Here is a 17,528-nt window from a genome sequence, read left to right on the forward strand (position 1 = left end):
TGGCAGCTGCGGAGCCTGTGGATGACCGTCCGGTGTGACCCCGGCCCCACTGCGGCGCGAAGGCCCCGGGCCCGTGCGATCCGCACGGGCCCGGGGGTCGATCAGTCGTCCGACGAGGGGGCGGCGGCGGCCGCCTTCTTCGCGACCGTCTTCTTCGCCGTCGTCGTCTTCTTGGCGGCGGTCTTCTTCGCCGTCGTCGTCTTCTTCGCCGCGGCGGTCTTGGTCGCCGTGGCCTTCTTCGCGGGCGCCTTCTTGGCCGGGGCCTTCTTCGCCGTCTTCTTGGCCGGGCCCTTCGCGCGCTTCTCCGCCAGCAGCTCGTAGCCGCGCTCCGGCGTGATCGTCTCGACGTCGTCGTCCCGCCGCAGCGTCGCGTTCGTCTCGCCGTCCGTCACGTACGGCCCGAAGCGGCCGTCCTTGACCACCACCGGCTTCTCGCTGACCGGGTCCGTGCCCAGCTCCTTCAGCGGCGGCTTGGCCGCGGCCCGCCCCCGCTGCTTCGGCTGGGCGTAGATGGCGAGGGCCTCGTCGAGGGTGATCGAGAACAGCTGGTCCTCGGTCTCCAGCGACCGCGAGTCCGTGCCCTTCTTCAGGTACGGGCCGTAGCGGCCGTTCTGGGACGTGATCTCCACGCCCTCCGCGTCCGCGCCCACGACCCGGGGAAGGGACATCAGCTTCAGCGCTTCGTCCAGCGTGACCGTGTCCAGGCTCATCGACTTGAAGAGCGAGGCCGTCCGCGGCTTCACCGCGTTCTTGCCGGTCTTCGGGGTGCCCTCGGGCAGGATCTCCGTCACGTACGGCCCGTAGCGACCGTCCTTCGCGACGATTTCGTTCCCGCTGACCGGGTCCTTGCCCAGCTCGAACTCGCCGCTCGGCTTCGCGAACAGCTCCTCCGCGTACCCGACCGTCAGCTCGTCGGGAGCCAGTTCCTCCGGCACGTCGGCCCGCTGGTGGCCCTCCGCGTCCTTCTCGCCGCGCTCGACGTACGGCCCGTAGCGGCCGACGCGCAGCACGATGCCCTCGCCGACCGGGAAGGAGGAGATCTCCCGGGCGTCGATCGCACCGAGGTCGGTCACCAGCTCCTTCAGGCCGCCGAGGTGGTCGCCGTCGGCCGGCACGACCTCGGTCGCGTCCTCGGAGCCGAAGTAGAACCGCTTCAGCCACGGCACGGACTGGGCCTCGCCCCGCGCGATGCGGTCGAGGTCGTCCTCCATCTTCGCGGTGAAGTCGTAGTCGACGAGCCGCCCGAAGTGCGTCTCCAGCAGGTTGACCACGGCGAACGACAGGAAGGACGGCACGAGCGCCGTGCCCTTCTTGAAGACGTACCCGCGGTCCAGGATCGTGCCGATGATCGACGCGTACGTCGACGGGCGGCCGATCTCGCGCTCTTCGAGCTCCTTGACCAGCGAGGCCTCGGTGTAGCGGGCCGGCGGCTTGGTCGAGTGGCCGTCCGCCGTGATCTCCTCGGCCGACAGCGCGTCGCCCTCCGCGACCTGCGGCAGCCGCTTCTCGCGGTCGTCGAGCTCGGCGTTCGGGTCGTCCGCGCCCTCGACGTACGCCTTCATGAACCCGTGGAAGGTGATCGTCTTGCCGGAGGCGGTGAACTCGGCGTCCCGGCCGTCAGAGGCGCGGCCGCCGATCTTGACGGTGACCGAGTTGCCGACCGCGTCCTTCATCTGGGAGGCGACGGTCCGCTTCCAGATCAGCTCGTACAGGCGGAACTGGTCGCCGGTCAGGCCCGTCTCGGCCGGGGTGCGGAAACGATCACCCGAAGGGCGAATCGCCTCGTGCGCCTCCTGCGCGTTCTTGACCTTGCCCGCGTAGACGCGCGGCTTCTCCGGCAGGTAGTCGGCTCCGTAGAGCTGCGTGACCTGCGCCCGCGCCGCCGACACCGCGGTGTCGGAGAGCGTGGTGGAGTCCGTACGCATGTAGGTGATGAAGCCGTTCTCGTACAGCTTCTGCGCCACCTGCATCGTCGCCTTCGCGCCGAAGCCCAGCTTGCGCGAGGCCTCCTGCTGGAGCGTCGTCGTGCGGAACGGGGCGTACGGGGAGCGGCGGTACGGCTTGGACTCGACCGAGCGGACGGCGAACGAGGTGTCCGCCAGCGCGGCGGCCAGCGCCCGCGCGTTCGCCTCGTCGAGGTGCAGCACCTCGCTCTTGAGCTGCCCGGTCGAGCCGAAGTCGCGGCCCTGCGCGATGCGCTTGCCGTTCACCGTGTTCAGGCGGGCGACCAGCGTCGAGGGGTCGGAGGCGTCACCGGCGCGGCCGGTGGAGAAGGTTCCGGTCAGGTCCCAGTACTCGGCGGAGCGGAAGGCGATGCGTTCGCGCTCCCGCTCGACGACGAGGCGGGTGGCCACCGACTGGACGCGGCCCGCCGACAGCTTCGGCATGACCTTCTTCCACAGGACCGGCGAGACCTCGTAGCCGTAGAGGCGGTCGAGGATGCGGCGGGTCTCCTGGGCGTCGACCATGCGCTGGTTCAGCTCGCGCGGGTTGGCGACGGCGTCGCGGATCGCGTCCTTGGTGATCTCGTGGAAGACCATCCGGTGGACGGGGACCTTGGGCTTGAGGACTTCCTGCAGGTGCCACGCGATGGCTTCGCCCTCGCGGTCCTCATCGGTGGCGAGGAAGAGTTCGTCGGACTCGGCCAGCAGCTCCTTGAGCTTCCTGACCTGGGCCTTCTTATCGGCATTGACGACGTAGATCGGCGCGAAGTCGTGTTCGACGTCGACGCCGAGACGGCGGACCTCGCCGGTGTACTTGTCGGGAACCTCGGCCGCGCCGCTCGGGAGGTCGCGGATGTGCCCGACGCTCGCCTCGACGACGTATCCCGGGCCGAGGTAGCCCTTGATCGTCTTCGCCTTGGCAGGGGACTCGACGATGACGAGTCGGCGGCCGCCCTTTGCGGTCTCGCTAGTCGGGGACAACTTGGCTCTTCTCTCCGGTCGGCACTCGGTCGCGGTACGGCGACGCTGCGGAGTGTGACGGTACAACCCGCCCCCGTGTCAAACGGCAGAAGCCCGCAACGGCCACTCGAACGGTAACCCGACAAGTGCCATTTCTGCCGCCCGGATACCGCGCCCGACCCGTAGCGATCACCGGGCCGGGTGGCCAGAGGGCCGTCTGGCCCCGCCCCCGCACACCCTCTGACGTCCTGCTTCATGCCGCGCGGCCGCGCGGGTCGGCGCGCCGGTGCCGGGTCGGCGATCAGGCTCCGATCCGGCCTGCGGGCAGGCCCGCGATCACCGTCGTACGAGGCACCAGACGCCGAGCGCCAGGGAGGTCCCGGCGGCGAGCAGGGCCAGCGCAACGGCCACGGCGGGGCGCACACCCTCGGCCACCGGCGCCCGGCGCGCCGCGCACGCCCCCGTCCAGCCCAGCAGGGCCGTTCCGAACAGCAGGAACACGGTCGCCTCGAAGATCGCCGGACCGCTCTCCATGCCGCTCCCCCCTACTCCCGCCTGCCTCCGGGCCGCTCTGAGGGCCCCGTACGGGTCCCCCCGGATCCCCGTGGCCGGTCCGCGGCCGCCTCCTGGGCACGAGGCTGCCAGACGCTGCGTAACGGCCTGCGAACCCGGGGTTACATGAGGGTTTCGGCCACGGCCGGACGCCCCGGCCGAGACCTCGGCGGTATTGCCGGGGACGCCGCCGGAGAAGCCGGAGGGAGCGGCCGAGGCGTCGGCCGAAGGCCCGCTCAGCCGTCGGCCGAGGACCCGGTCAGCCGTCGGCCGGCTCCAGGAATCCCTGCTCGACCAGCACCCGGATCGCCTCCGGAGTCCGGTCCCGCAGCACGACGGGATCCTCCTGCACCAGATGCGCGATGGCGTCCAGGATCCGGCCCGCCGTGAGTGAGCCGTCACACACTCCCGCGAAGCCCGCCCCGACCGTGTCGACCTTGGTCGCCCGACGCATCCCGCGGTTCTGCCGCAGCACCACGTGCTCCGGGTCCTCCGCGCCGGGCGCGCCGACCTGCTCCTGGACGACCTCCGCCGCCAGCACGAAGCGGGCCTCCAGCAGGGCCGCGTCGTCGTGGTCCCGCAGGTAGTCCTGCCGGGCGAAGTGGGCCACGACGGCGTCGCCGAGCGGCTGCTCCACCGAGTGCGGCCACTCCTCGACCACGACCGAGGGCTCCGCCGCGTCGCTGCGCCGCAGGGTGATCCAGCCGAAGCCGACGGCCTTGGTCTTGCGCGCCTCGAACTCGTCCAGCCAGTCCTCGTAGCGCCGCGCGTACTCGGCGGGGTCCGTGCGGTGGTCGCCCGCGTCGCGCAGCCACAGCTCCGCGTACTGCGTGACGTCCTGCACGTCACGCTGCACGATCCACGCGTCGCAGCCGCGCGGCACCCAGGCGCGGACCCGGTCGTGCCAGTCCTCGCCCTCCACGTGCTGCCAGTTGCCGAGGAACTGCGCGTACCCGCCCGGATTGAGATGCGCGCCGGCCTCCTGGACGAGGGTCCGGCACAGGTCGTCGCCGCCCATCCCGCCGTCTCGGTACGTCAGCCGGGCGCCGGGGGAGATCACGAACGGCGGGTTCGACACGATCAGGTCGTAGGCGGCCTCGCCGACCGGCTCGAACAGCGACCCCTGGAGCAGCTCGGCCTCCTGGGCGCCGGACAGCGCCAGGGTCAGCCGGGTGAAGTCCAGGGCCCGGGGGTTGACGTCGGTGGCGGTGACCCGGGTGGCGTGCTGGGCGGCGTGCAGGGCCTGGATGCCGGATCCGGTGCCGAGGTCGAGGGCGCTGCCGACCGGGGTGCGGACGGTGATCCCGGCCAGGGTGGTGGAGGCCCCGCCGACGCCGAGGACGACACCCTCTTCGCGGCTGCCGATCCCGCCGGCCCCGCCGACGGCGCAGCCGAGGTCGGAGACGATGAACCAGTCCTCGCCGTCGGGACCGCCGTACGGGCGCACGTCGACGGTGGCGTGCAGCTCATCGCCCTCGCGGCGCAGCCAGCCGTCCGCCAGCGCGGCCTCGACGGGCAGCGCCCGGGCGGCGTTCACGTACGGCTCCGGCTGCTGCAGCAGGAACAGCCGGACCAGGCTCGCGAGCGGGCCGTCACCGCGGCCGCGCGTGGCGCGCAGGGCGGGGACCGTCTCGCTGCGGGCCAGCGCGGCGTAGGCGGGGGCGCCGAGCAGGTCGAGCAGGCCGTCGGCGGTGAAGCCGGCGGCGAGCAGGGCCGTGCGGAGCTCGGCGGCGCGGTCGGGCGAGGGAAGGCTGGTGGTACTCACCGGTCCATTGTGTCGGCTGGCGCCGCCGATGCGTATGCCGCGCGGCCGCTGATGCCGACGATGCGTGCGCCGCGCGGCCGGTGGCCGCTCCCCACGGGTACCACCGCCGCCGACGGCGGCCCGGCATGCGCCGGGGCGGCCGGGTTCCTCGCGGCCCCGGCCGCCCCGGTCCGCGTACGCATGCCGCGGCCGCCCTCAACGGCGGCCGCGGGCCACGTCACTTCGGCGAGGCCGACGGCGCCGCGACCTGGCAGCCCTTCTGGCCGTTCATCGCCTTGTCCAGGCCGCCGGCCTTGAGCGTGCCGAGCGCGTTCTTGCCGCCCTTGGTGGCCTCCTCGAGTCCGCCGGCCACGTCCTTGAGGCCCTCGGCGAACTTCGTCTGGTCCTTCGGGTCCAGGGCGTCCATCTTCGCCTTCAGGTCGGCGTAGCCCTTGGACGATTCCTCGAAGCCCTTGATCGCCGTTCCCTGCGTCGTCTGGCCGTCCTTGACCGGCGGAACTCCCGCCCCCTGCAGGGCGGCCCCCATCGCCTTGTACGAGGTGGACATGGTCCCGAACGCCGCCGAGTCGGTCGTCTGGACCTCTTCGGGCTTGCTGCTCTCGGTCGCCACCCGCTTGATGTCCGCGTTGGCGGTCTCGATCTTCTTCAGCTCGGGCTGCCACTTGTCGCAGACCTTCTTGGCCCAGGCGTTGGCCTTCTGGTCCCCGTCGTCGCCGCCGCAACCGGACAGCACGATCATCAGTACCGCACCGCCGGACACCGCGGCCGCAAACTTCTTGTTCACCGGATTGGTCCCTTCGAAGGCTCTCGGCCCGGAAGATACACGTCCGCCATCCGGGCACGCAGAACGGCGGACAGACGGCGCGTCAGTCCGCGCCGCCTGTCCGCCGTTCGGGCGTAGCTTCGAGTCCTCGGGCCGGGCGGCCCGCAGGCCCCTTCGGGGGTCACCCCTCGGGTCAGGAAACCACCGCGGGATCGGCCTGCTGGGCCGCCCGCTCGGCGGGCGCGCCCTCGCCCTCGGAGTCGTCCCCGACCGCGATGCCGCGGCGCTTGGAGATGTACACCGCGCCGGTGATGACGCCGATGGCCAGGACCGCGACGATCGCGCGTACGGTCGCGCTCGTGTCGGGTCCGTAGCTGAACTGCACGACCGCGGGGGCGATCAGCAGCGCCACCAGGTTCATGACCTTGAGCAGCGGGTTGATCGCGGGACCGGCGGTGTCCTTGAACGGGTCGCCGACCGTGTCGCCGATGACGGTCGCGGCGTGGGCCTCGCTGCCCTTTCCGCCGTGGTGGCCGTCCTCGACGAGCTTCTTCGCGTTGTCCCACGCGCCACCGGAGTTGGCGAGGAAGACCGCCATCAGGGTGCCGGTGCCGATGGCGCCCGCGAGGAACGAGCCGAGCGCGCCGACGCCGAGCGAGAACCCGACGGCGATCGGGGTGAGGACCGCGAGCAGGCCGGGCGTGGCGAGCTCGCGCAGGGCGTCCTTGGTGCAGATGTCCACGACGCGCCCGTACTCGGGCTGCTCGGTGTAGTCCATGATCCCGGGGTGCTCGCGGAACTGGCGGCGCACCTCGTAGACGACGGCGCCCGCGGAGCGGGAGACGGCGTTGATGGCGAGCCCGGAGAACAGGAACACGACGGCCGCGCCCAGGATCAGCCCGACCAGGTTGTTGGGCTGGGCGATGTCCAGGCTGAGGTTCATCTCCCCCGCCTTGGCACCGACTTCCTTGACCGCGTTCGCGATGGCGTCGTTGTACGAGCCGAACAGCGCGGCCGCGGCGAGTACGGCGGTGGCGATCGCGATGCCCTTGGTGATGGCCTTGGTGGTGTTGCCGACGGCGTCCAGGTCGGTCAGGACCTGCGCACCGGCGCCCTCGACGTCGCCGGACATCTCGGCGATGCCCTGGGCGTTGTCGGAGACGGGCCCGAAGGTGTCCATGGCGACGATGACGCCGACGGTGGTGAGCAGGCCGGTGCCGGCCAGGGCCACCGCGAAGAGCGCGAGCATGATCGACGTACCGCCGAGCAGGAACGCCCCGTACACGCCGAGGCCGATGAGCAGCGCCGTGTACACGGCAGACTCCAGGCCGACGGAGATGCCGGCGAGGATGACGGTGGCCGCGCCGGTCAGGGAGGACTTGCCGATGTCCCGGACGGGACGGCGGTTGGTCTCGGTGAAGTAGCCGGTCAGCTGCTGGATCAGGGCCGCGAGCAGGATGCCGATCGCCACGGCGACGAGGGCCAGGATGCGCGGGTCGCCGGAGTGGTTGGTGATCGTGGCGTTCTCGACGCCGATGAGGTCCTTGTAGCTGGACGGCAGGTAGACGAAGACCGCGATCGCGACCAGGACCAGCGAGATCACGGCGGAGATGAAGAAGCCGCGGTTGATGGCGGTCATTCCGCTCCGGTCGGAGCGGCGCGGGGAGACCGCGAAGATGCCGATCATGGCGGTGATGACGCCGATCGCGGGCACGATCAGCGGGAAGGCCAGGCCGAGGTCGCCGAAGGCGGCCTTGCCGAGGATGAGCGCGGCCACGAGGGTGACGGCGTACGACTCGAAGAGGTCGGCCGCCATACCGGCGCAGTCGCCGACGTTGTCGCCCACGTTGTCGGCGATGGTCGCGGCATTGCGCGGGTCGTCCTCCGGAATGCCCTGCTCGACCTTGCCGACCAGGTCGGCGCCGACGTCGGCGGCCTTGGTGAAGATGCCGCCGCCGACGCGCATGAACATCGCGATCAGGGCGGCCCCGAGGCCGAAGCCCTCCAGGACCTTGGGGGCGTCGGCGGCGTAGACCAGGACGACGCAGGAGGCGCCGAGCAGGCCGAGGCCGACGGTGAACATGCCGACGACGCCGCCTGTGCGGAAGGCGATCCGCATGGCCTTGTGCGAGACGTCGGTGAGGTCCTTGGCGGGCTCGCCCTCGGCGGGGGTGGCCTCGCGCGCCGCGGCGGCGACGCGCACGTTGGCGCGGACCGCGAGGCGCATGCCGATGTAGCCGGTGGCCGCCGAGAAGACGGCGCCCACGAGGAAGAAGGCGGAACGCCCTGCCCGCTGCGTCCAGTCGTCGGCGGGGAGCAGGAAGAGCAGGAAGAACACGACGACGGCGAAGATCCCGAGGGTGCGCAGCTGCCGGCCGAGGTAGGCGTTGGCGCCTTCCTGGACGGCGGCGGCGATTTTCTTCATGCTGTCGGTTCCCTCGTCGGCGGCGAGTACCTGGCGGACCAGGATCTGCGCGACGACGAGTGCGGCAAGTGCCACGGCCGCGATCACCATGACGATGAGCCGATTGTCATCGGTGAGTACGGCGGCTGCCAGATCGGAGTTCCCGATCGGCGCGTTGGGGGTGAAGAGCCCCGTCATTCGTCCTCCTTGACGTGATGAGCTCAAGATGTGGACGGATTGTAGGGAGCTCTTCCCGATCAAAACAGTGCGCAGGAAACGGAATTGGCCTGCTCTTGCTCCTCAGCAATAGATCGCGTCACTCCATTACCCCCGAAAGAGGTAATGGGGCAAAGGCATTGACGCCTGATCATCGATCTAGGAAATGCCCCGGGGTATGAAAAAAGGCCCTGCTCAGCAGGGCCTTGATGAAGATCGGAAGAATCTCCGAACCGCGGGACTTGTGATACCGGCGGGACCCGCGGGACGTGCGAAACACCGGCGGGACGTGCGAAGCCCGACGGGACCTACGGGAGATCGGACGCGCCGGACACGGGCCAGCTCATCCGGATGGTCCCGCCCGCCTCCCCGCTCGTCACCTCGACGTCGTCGACGAGCCCGCTGATCACCGCGAGACCCATCTCGTCCTCGGTGTCGGTGTCCGGGTCCAGGGCGGCGTCGATGCCGGACATGGCGCCCTCCGGGCCGCCGGCCGGTCCGGGCACCTCGTCGCCGACCTCGATGGAGAACAGCTTCTCCTCCTCGGTCAGGACCACCCGGACGGGCGCGGTCAGCCCGTTGCTGAGATGCAGACCGACGGCGCGCGAGCAGGCCTCGCCCACGGCGAGGCGGACCTCGTCGAGCACGGCTTCGTCCACGCCGGCCCGCCGCGCCACGGCGGCCGCGACGAGGCGGGCCGTCCTGACGTGCTCGGGCTGGGCGCTGAAGCGCAGTTCAACGGTGGCCATGCGCGTCCCCCTCGGACTACGGGCGTGCCTTACAGAGGCCCGGACCGCTGTCGGCCCGCGCCCCCGCTCCTCTTCGGCTCCCCTCCGCGGCGCCGTGAGGCGCCGCGGAGGGTGAAACCGTCAGTCGGTGGCCGCGACGGCGTCTTCCACGGTCGTGTGGATCGGGAACACCTTCGTCAGGCCGGTGATGCGGAAAATCTTCAGGATGCGCTCCTGGTTGCACACCAGACGCAGCGAGCCCTCATGTGCACGGACGCGCTTGAGACCTCCCACGAGCACACCAAGCCCGGTGGAGTCGAGGAAGTCCACTCGCTCCATGTCGACAACCAGGTGGTAGCTGCCGTCGTTCACCAACTCGACCAACTGCTCGCGCAGCTTGGGCGCGGTATACACATCAATCTCGCCACCGACCTCCACGACCGTGCGGTCGCCGACAGTGCGAGTCGACAGGGACAGGTCCACGGATCCTCCAGCACCTTGCTATCGAGCGGCGCCCCCCAGGGGCCTCCCCACCCGTAGGCAGGGGAGGGATTGGCTGCCGCGATGGCATTCAATCACTTACCGGCAGGCGCGCACGACGCCTTCCGACCATTGTCCCGCACGCCGGTGACACACTCGGTTCCAATGGCCAATACTCACCGTCCCGGTCGGCCCACGGCACCCGAGGACCCTCGACCCACTCCCGGCACGGTCCTGGACCGGCTCTCACGGGGGCCTTCTCGAGCTGCGCGCATCACCCATACGGAGCACTTGCCCCCTCGGGAGGGTCGTCATGCAGTCTGGCCCGACCGCATCCGAACGGATGTCGTAGCCGCGATCCGGGCCGCGGGCATCGACCATCCGTGGGAACACCAGGCCGCGGCCGCCGAGCACGCCCTGGACGGCGAGTCGGTGGTCGTCGCCACCGGCACCGCCTCGGGCAAGTCGCTGGCCTACCTCGCGCCCGTGCTCTCGGCCCTCGCGGACGGGGCGCAGGCCCCGAACGGGCGCGGTGCGACCGCCCTCTACCTGGCCCCGACCAAGGCCCTGGCGGCCGACCAGCGGCGCGCCGTGCGAGAGCTGGCCGCTCCCCTCGGCAACGCGGTCCGGCCCGCGGTCTACGACGGCGACACGCCGGTCGAGGAACGCGAATGGGTGCGCCAGTACGCGAACTACGTGCTCACCAACCCCGACATGCTGCACCGGGGCATCCTCCCCGCCCATCCCCGCTGGTCGTCCTTCCTGCGCGCGCTGCGCTACGTGGTCATCGACGAGTGCCACACCTACCGGGGCGTTTTCGGCTCCCACGTGGCCCAGGTGCTGCGCCGTCTGCGGCGGCTGTGCGCCCGCTACGGCGCCGATCCGGTCTTCCTGCTGGCCTCGGCCACCGCGAGCGATCCGGCGGCCGCAGCGTCCCGTCTGACGGGCGTACCGGTGCTGGAGGTCACCGACGACGCCTCCCCGCGCGGCGAGGTCGTCTTCGCCCTGTGGGAGCCGCCGCTGACCGAGCTGCGGGGCGAGAAGGGCGCCCCGGTGCGCCGCACCGCCACGGCCGAGACCGCCGACCTGCTGACCGACCTGGTCGTCCAGGGGGTCCGTACGGTCGCCTTCGTCCGCTCCCGGCGCGGCGCGGAGCTGATCTCGGTGATCGCCCAGGAGCGGCTGGCCGAGGTGGACCGGTCCCTGCCCCGGCGGGTCGCGGCCTACCGGGGCGGCTACCTGCCCGAGGAGCGCCGCGCCCTGGAGCGGGCCCTGCACTCCGGCGAGCTGCTCGGGCTGGCCGCCACCACGGCCCTGGAGCTGGGCGTGGACGTCTCGGGCCTGGACGCCGTCCTGATCACCGGCTACCCGGGCACCCGCGCCTCCCTGTGGCAGCAGGCAGGCCGGGCCGGCCGCTCGGGCCAGGGCGCCCTGGCCGTGCTGATCGCCCGAGACGACCCCCTGGACACGTATCTGGTCCACCATCCGGAGGCCCTGTTCCGCCGACCGGTGGAAGCCACGGTCCTGGACCCGGACAACCCGTACGTCCTGGCCCCGCACCTGTGCGCGGCCGCCGCCGAGCTCCCGCTGACGGAGCCGGACCTCGCCCTGTTCGGCCCGGCGGCCGCGGAGCTGATCCCGCAGCTGGAGGCGGCCAAGCTGTTGCGCCGCCGGGCGACGGCCTGGCACTGGACCCGCCGGGAGCGGGCCTCGGACCTGACCGACATCCGCGGCGGGGGCGGCCGCCCGGTGCATATCGTCGAAGCGGCCACCGGGCGGCTGCTGGGCACGGTCGACGAGTCGGCGGCCCACACCGCCGTGCACGAGGGGGCCGTCCACCTCCACCAGGGCCGCACCTATCTGGTGAAACAGCTGGACCTGGAGGAATCGGTGGCGCTGGTCGAGGAGTCCAGCCCGCCGTTCTCGACCACCGCGCGCGACACCACCTCCATCTCCGTCCTGGAGACCGAGACCGAGATCCCCTGGGGTCCGGCCCGGCTCTGCTTCGGCTCGGTCGAGGTGACCAACCAGGTCGTCTCGTACCTGCGCCGCAAACTGATCACCGGCGAGGTGCTCGGCGAGGCCAAGCTGGACCTGCCGCCCCGCACCCTGCGCACCCGGGCCGTGTGGTGGACCGTGACCGAGGACCAGCTCGACGAGGCCCGGATCAACCCGGAGATCCTCGGCGGCGCCCTGCACGCCGCCGAGCACGCCTCCATCGGCCTGCTCCCGCTCTTCGCCACCTGCGACCGCTGGGACATCGGCGGGGTCTCCGTCCCGCTGCATCCCGACACCCTCCTCCCGACCGTGTTCGTCTACGACGGCCACCCCGGCGGAGCCGGCTTCGCGGAGCGGGCCTTCCGCACGGCCCGCGCCTGGCTGACGGCGACCCGCGACGCGATCGCCGCCTGCGAGTGCGAGGCCGGCTGCCCGTCCTGCATCCAGTCGCCCAAGTGCGGCAACGGAAACGACCCGCTCCACAAACGCGGCGCGATCCGCCTCCTCACCCGCCTCCTGTCCGAGGCCCCGCCCGCCTGAGGGCCCCCGTACGGGGCCCGTGCGCCGGTCCCAGCCGGCCGGACGGCCCCGTACGCGAACCCGGGCCGGTCGGCGGCCGGCCCGGGCGGGCCCGCCCGGGCGGTGATCGTCGGGGCGAAGAAGCCCGTCGCGGGGCGGGCCGCCACCTCGGCGACCTCACCGTGGACGGTGCAGGAGGCCACCGCCGCGCCCTGGGCCCCGGCGACGCGGCGGGCCGCGGCGCAGGCGGCCTCGGGGCCGTGGGTCCAGGTCGCGGCCGCCGCCAGGGCCGCCAGGTCGGCGGCCGCCGCCGCGCGGTGCCGGGCCACGACGGCCTGGCCGAGCAGCAGCACCCCGCCGAACACCGCCCCCAGCGCCGTCGCGACCAAGGCCGCCCACACCGTCGCCGAGCCGCGGTCCCGGCTCATGGCGGCGGCCCCACGCTGTCCTCGGCCAGTGCCACCGCCTGCGCCCCGAGCCGCACCGGCAGTCCGCCCGGGCCCGGCGCCGGCGCGGACACCCGGACCCGCCACAGGTCCCCCTCCCGCTCCAGCCCCACCTGCGCCCCCGGCGGGGCGGCCGCCCTGGCCGCCGCCTCCGCCACGCCCGGCGGCTCCGAGCGGGCCGCCGCCCGGGCACCGGCCCGGGCCGCGTCCACACACCGGATCTGCGCGGCCGCCGCCATCAGCGCCCACACCAGCAGCGCCGCGAAGAGCACCAGCGCGGGAATCACCAGGGCGGCCTCCGCCGTCACATATCCCCGGTCGTCCGGACCCCGCCGCCTTTCCTCAGAACGGCACATCGAGCGCCTTCCCGATGGTCGACTGAAGTGCCGTGGAGACCACGTCACTCGTCACCACCTTGTACAGAACGGCTGCGAATGCACACGCCGCGATCGTGCCCATGGCGTATTCGGAAGTGGACATGCCCGCGTCGTTCGCACGACCGCCCATCGCCGACCGCAGACGAAACCAGATGATCCTCATGACAACCTCCTGTTGATTCGGTTCTTGACGTGATCTCAGTGATGATCCGACTGGCTTTTTCAGGCACCGAGTTGAGGGGCACCGTGAGAGACGAGTTGCCGGAGTTTCTGATGTGACTTCAGGTGGCGGAGAGAAGGCCGGAGGCCATTCCGATCACCACCGGAGCCACTCCGACCGCGAGAAACGCGGGGAGGAAACACAGCCCCACCGGAGCGGTCACGAGCACCGCCGCCCGCTGCGCCCGGGCACCGGCCTGCCGCGCCCGGTCCTCGCGCAGGGCCGTCGCCAGGCGGGAGACCGGTTCCGCGGCCGGGGCCCCCGTCCGGGCGGCCCGCTCCAGGCACTCCGCGAGGGCCCGGGCGCCCGGTATCTGCGCCAACCTCCCCCACGCGGCTCCCGGTTCTCCTCCGAGCCGCAGCTCGGCCCCGGCCAGCGCCAGCCGCTCGCCGACCGGACCGCCCAGTGATTCACCCACCACCTCGGCGGCTGCCACCGGCGCCGCCCCGGCCGCGAGGCACGCGGCCAACAGATCGGCCGCGAAGGGGAGCTGGCGCTGCGCCTCCCGCGGATCCACCCCGGCCGGCGGCCGCGCCCTCCGCAGCCAGCGCCACACCCCGATCGCCGCACCGCAGCCGGCCAGCACCCCCGGCACTCCGCCGACCAGTACCCATGCCGCGAGCAACGCCCCCGCCGGGCCCGCCCACACCGTCACCACCGCCCGTATCGCGGACCCGAACACCGGTGCCCGCCGCGCCGGTGCGACCGAAAGCAGCGCGGCGATCCTGCGCCGGGCCGCCCGCGCCCGGATCCGGGCCGCGACCGCCGAAGCCGCCCACAGCACCGCCACCGCGAGGCACAGCGCCGTCCCCAGCCTGTGGATCACGAAGTCACCCATCACCGCTCCCCCGCCCGTACGATCCGCCGGCACCACAGCAGCCCCAGCGCCTCCAGCACCCCGCCGGCCAGCAGGCAGCCCCAACCGACCGGGGTGTGCAGCAGCACGCGCAGCGGGTCCGCGCCGAGCCCGGTGCCGATCAGCAGGCCGACCAGCGGCAGCAGGGCCAGCACCGCCGTCGTCGACCTGGCCCCCGCCAACTGGGCCCGCAGGGACTCCTGCCGGTCCCGCTCGGCCCGCAACGCCCCCTCCAGCCGGTCCAGTCCGGCCGCGAGCCCCGCACCCCCGTCCACCGAGATCGACCAGCACGCGGCCATCCCGGCCAGCCCTTCCGCCCCGGGCTCCCGCGACGCCTGCCGCAACGCCGCGGGAACGTCCCCGCCGAACGCCGCGGCGGCCAGCACCCCCGCCTCCGCCGGGCCCGGACCGCCCGGGCCCGCGACCGTCCGCCGTATCGCCGCCGTCAGCGCCTGCCCCGGCTGGGCCCCCGCCCGCAGCTCGCCCACCACCGCCCCGCACAGCGCGATCACCCCGGCGGCCCGGGCGCCCCGCTCCCGCTCCCGTCGGCGGACCCGCAGCCACCGCCGCACCAGCGGCACCGCCGCCGCGCCCGCCGCCAGCGGGATCACCGACCCGCCGAGCAGCGCAACCACGAGCCCGACCCCGAGGCAGGACCACTCCCGCCACCGCACGGCCCGTACCCGGACCGCGCTCAGCAGCCGCTCACGGCACACCGGACCACGGGGCACCACGGGCCCGCCCCCGGCCAGCACCACCCGGGCCCGCCGGGACACCCGGTCTCCCCCGGCCAGCGCCCAGGCGGCCGTCCCCGCGCAGAGCACCCCGGCGAACAGCGGCACCGGCGCCGCGGCCACGCCGCTCACCGCGCACCCCGCAGCAGCGGACGCAGCCGCTCCCAGCCCCGCTCCCGCGCGAAGCCCCGGGCCGACCAGCGCAGCGCCGGTACGGTGACCACCAGCCCGGCGGCGTCCCGCTCCAGCACGTGCACCTCGGCCACCCGGCGCCGCCCGGCCCGGTCCCGGACCAGATGGACCACCAGGGTCAGCGCGGCCGCCAACTGGCTGTGCAGGGCCGCCCGGTCGAGCCCGGCGGAGGTCCCGAGGGCCTCCAGCCGGGCCGGCACGTGCGCGGCGGCATTCGCGTGGACCGTGCCGCAGCCTCCTTCGTGGCCCGTGTTCAAGGCCGCGAGGAGATCGGCCACTTCCGCGCCCCGGACCTCGCCGACGACCAGCCGGTCCGGGCGCATCCGCAGCGCCTGCCGGACCAGATCCGCCAGGGTGACCAGGCCCGCGCCCTCCTGGTTGGCCGGCCGGGTCTCCAGCCGCACGACATGCGGATGGTCGGGGCGCAGCTCGGCCGAATCCTCGGCCAGGACGATCCGCTCACCGGGGCCGACCAGCCCCAACAGGGCGCTGAGCAGCGTGGTCTTGCCGGTGCCGGTGCCTCCGGAGACGAGGAACGACAGCCGGGCCTCGACCATGTCCCCGAGCAGCCGCTGCCCGCCGGGCGGCAGCGTGCCCGCTTCGACCAACTCGTCCAGCGTGAACGCCCTCGGCCGCACCACCCTCAGCGACAGGCAGGCCGAGCCGACCGCCACGGGCGGCAGCACGGCATGCAGCCGGGTGCCGTCCGGCATCCGGGCGTCCACCCAGGGCCGGGCGTCGTCCAGGCGCCGACCGGCGACGGCGGCCAGCCGCTGGGCGAGCCTGCGCACGGCATCGGCGTCGGCGAAGGTCACCCCGGTCAACTCGAGCCCGCCCCCGCGGTCCACCCACACCCGGTCCGGGGCGGCCACCAGGACGTCGGTGACCTCCGGGTCGGTGAGCAGGGCTTCCAGCGGGCCGGCACCGACCAGTTCGGACCGCAACTCGGCCGCCACCCCCAGCACTTCCGCATCCCCGAGCAGCCGGCCCTGTGCCCGCAGGGCCGCCGCCACCCGGGCCGGGGTCGGCTCCGCCCCGCTCTCGGCCAGCCGCTGGCGCACCGCGTCCAGGAGTACGGCGCTCATGCCGTCACCCCCTGGGCGGGGCCGAGCGCCCGCCGCCAGAAGCCGTCGCAGAACCGGGCCAGCGCTCCGCGCCCCTGCCCGCCCGGCGGTTCCCCCTCGGCGACCCGCCCCGGGAGCCCCACCTCGACCGGTACCTCCCCGGCGAGCGGCACCCCCAGCAGCCCGGCCACCGCCTCGGCGTCGAGCCCGCCCGGACAGCGGCCCCGTACGACCACGCGGACGTCCCGGGCCACCATCCGCACCCCGGCCGCGACCCGGCCCGCCGCGGCCACCGCCCGCAACTCGCCCGGCACCACCATCAGCACCAGATCCAGCTGGGCCAGCGCCTCGGCCACGGCTTCGTCCACCCGCCGGGGCAGGTCGACGACCACCACCCCGCCCCGGCGGCGCGCGGCGGCCAGCACCGAGCGCATCGCCGCGGGCGGCACGACCACCCGGTCCCCGCGGTCCCAGCTGAGGACCCGCAGGGCGTGCAGCTCCGGCAGGGACTCCGCCAGCGCTCCGGCGCCCACCCGGCCCCGCGAGCCCGCGAAGTCCGGCCAGCGCAGTCCCTCGGCGCTCTCGCCCCCAAGCAGTACGTCCATACCGCCGCCGAGCGGGTCCCCGTCGATGAGGATGGTCCGCTCCCCGGCGCGGGCGGCCCGGAGGGCGAGGGCGCACGCGAGGGTGGAGGCTCCGGCCCCGCCGCTGCCGCCGATCACCCCGACGGCGAGGGCCGGTTTGCCGGCGCCCTCCACCACATCGGCGATGCGGTCGACGAGCCGGCTCTCGGCGTCGGGGAGCCGGAGCACCTCCTCGGCGCCGATCTCCACCGCCCGCTGCCACACGAGGGGATCGTCCGGATCCCGGCCGACGAGCAGCACCCCGCCCCGACGCGGAGCGCCGCGCACCCGGCGGGCGGCATCGTCTCCGACGAGCACGAGCGGCGCGGACTCCCATCCGACGCTCCCGCCCGTCTCCAGGGCGGCTCCGGAACCGCTCTCGCCCCTCCCGGCACCCCCGCCGCCACCGCCTCCGCTTTGCTCGGGCACCGCATGGTGCACATGCGGCTCGGCGCCCGCGGCCGCGCACAGCCGCAGCAGGTCGTCGAGCAGCAGCGGGTCCTCGGTGATGATCAGTGGCCGCCCGCCACCGGGCACAGCCCCGCCCGGAGCGCCCAATGGCCTGATTCCGCCTGCTTCCACGCGCTCCGGCAGTTCACACGACTTCGATCCAGCCACGATCTCCGCCCCCTTCTCACTGCAAATCCCGGCACCGCGGACTTCGCGGCCGGAATCACCGTGAGGCCAT

The 17,528-nt window shown here is 73.4% G+C and carries 14 protein-coding genes and 1 pseudogene; 1 reads left to right on the forward strand and 14 read right to left on the reverse strand.

Annotated features, from left to right (window positions below; genetic code table 11):
• Positions 1–101: 101 nt before the first annotated feature.
• The 7 genes from topA to bldG all read right to left on the reverse strand — a co-directional run bounded on the left by topA (position 102) and on the right by bldG (position 9,814).
• The gene (topA, locus tag ACFXGI_RS08170; protein ID WP_384704636.1) at positions 102–2,924 is read right to left on the reverse strand and encodes a type I DNA topoisomerase; all 2,823 of its coding nucleotides are present in this window, start codon (positions 2,922–2,924) and stop codon (positions 102–104) included.
• Between the two features lie 315 nt (positions 2,925–3,239).
• Positions 3,240–3,437, reverse strand: coding sequence for a hypothetical protein (locus ACFXGI_RS08175; protein ID WP_384704637.1), 198 nt, complete (start codon positions 3,435–3,437; stop codon positions 3,240–3,242).
• A gap of 277 nt (positions 3,438–3,714) precedes the next feature.
• Positions 3,715–5,220 (reverse strand): methyltransferase, encoded by a 1,506-nt coding sequence (locus ACFXGI_RS08180; protein ID WP_384704638.1) that lies wholly within the window; start codon positions 5,218–5,220, stop codon positions 3,715–3,717.
• Positions 5,221–5,437: 217 nt separating this feature from the next.
• A complete protein-coding gene (locus ACFXGI_RS08185; protein WP_384704639.1) occupies positions 5,438–6,004 on the reverse strand; it encodes a small secreted protein in 567 nt (188 codons plus the stop codon).
• 172 nt (positions 6,005–6,176) lie between these two features.
• Positions 6,177–8,585, reverse strand: coding sequence for a sodium-translocating pyrophosphatase (locus ACFXGI_RS08190; protein WP_384704640.1), 2,409 nt, complete (start codon positions 8,583–8,585; stop codon positions 6,177–6,179).
• A 326-nt stretch (positions 8,586–8,911) separates the two neighbouring features.
• Positions 8,912–9,352, reverse strand: coding sequence for an ATP-binding protein (locus ACFXGI_RS08195; protein WP_384704641.1), 441 nt, complete (start codon positions 9,350–9,352; stop codon positions 8,912–8,914).
• A gap of 120 nt (positions 9,353–9,472) precedes the next feature.
• The gene (gene bldG / locus ACFXGI_RS08200) at positions 9,473–9,814 is read right to left on the reverse strand and encodes an anti-sigma factor antagonist BldG (RefSeq protein ID WP_030152678.1); all 342 of its coding nucleotides are present in this window, start codon (positions 9,812–9,814) and stop codon (positions 9,473–9,475) included.
• Between the two features lie 81 nt (positions 9,815–9,895).
• On the opposite strand from bldG, the gene ACFXGI_RS08205 reads away from it, so the two are divergent.
• Positions 9,896–12,349, forward strand: coding sequence for a DEAD/DEAH box helicase (locus tag ACFXGI_RS08205; protein WP_384704642.1), 2,454 nt, complete (start codon positions 9,896–9,898; stop codon positions 12,347–12,349).
• A 146-nt stretch (positions 12,350–12,495) separates the two neighbouring features.
• Here the strand turns inward: ACFXGI_RS08205 and ACFXGI_RS08210 are convergent.
• The 7 genes and pseudogenes from ACFXGI_RS08210 to ssd form a co-directional block, all read right to left on the reverse strand.
• A pseudogene (locus ACFXGI_RS08210) lies at positions 12,496–12,756 on the reverse strand (Rv3654c family TadE-like protein); the annotation flags it as partial.
• Positions 12,753–13,130 (reverse strand): TadE family type IV pilus minor pilin, encoded by a 378-nt coding sequence (locus tag ACFXGI_RS08215; RefSeq protein WP_384704643.1) that lies wholly within the window; start codon positions 13,128–13,130, stop codon positions 12,753–12,755. The gene ACFXGI_RS08215 and the pseudogene ACFXGI_RS08210, both read right to left, overlap by 4 nt.
• On the reverse strand, positions 13,117–13,314 hold the full coding sequence (locus ACFXGI_RS08220; RefSeq protein WP_107048229.1) for a DUF4244 domain-containing protein: 198 nt from the start codon (positions 13,312–13,314) through the stop codon (positions 13,117–13,119). Before ACFXGI_RS08220 ends, ACFXGI_RS08215 begins: the two co-directional genes overlap by 14 nt.
• 118 nt (positions 13,315–13,432) lie before the next feature.
• The gene (locus ACFXGI_RS08225; RefSeq protein WP_384704644.1) at positions 13,433–14,209 is read right to left on the reverse strand and encodes a type II secretion system F family protein; all 777 of its coding nucleotides are present in this window, start codon (positions 14,207–14,209) and stop codon (positions 13,433–13,435) included.
• Positions 14,209–15,084 carry a type II secretion system F family protein gene (locus ACFXGI_RS08230; protein WP_384704750.1) on the reverse strand — a complete coding sequence of 292 codons (876 nt, stop codon included), beginning with the start codon at positions 15,082–15,084 and terminating at the stop codon, positions 14,209–14,211. Before ACFXGI_RS08230 ends, ACFXGI_RS08225 begins: the two co-directional genes overlap by 1 nt.
• Positions 15,085–15,089: 5 nt before the next feature.
• Complete coding sequence (locus tag ACFXGI_RS08235; RefSeq protein WP_384704645.1) at positions 15,090–16,238, reverse strand: TadA family conjugal transfer-associated ATPase; 1,149 nt, start codon at positions 16,236–16,238, stop codon at positions 15,090–15,092.
• The gene (gene ssd / locus ACFXGI_RS08240) at positions 16,235–17,377 is read right to left on the reverse strand and encodes a septum site-determining protein Ssd (protein WP_384704646.1); all 1,143 of its coding nucleotides are present in this window, start codon (positions 17,375–17,377) and stop codon (positions 16,235–16,237) included. Before ssd ends, ACFXGI_RS08235 begins: the two co-directional genes overlap by 4 nt.
• Between the last annotated feature and the right edge of the window lie 151 nt (positions 17,378–17,528).

The sequence above is a fragment of the Streptomyces sp. NPDC059355 genome (genome assembly GCF_042752335.1).
In the GTDB taxonomy this organism is placed as follows: domain Bacteria; phylum Actinomycetota; class Actinomycetes; order Streptomycetales; family Streptomycetaceae; genus Streptomyces.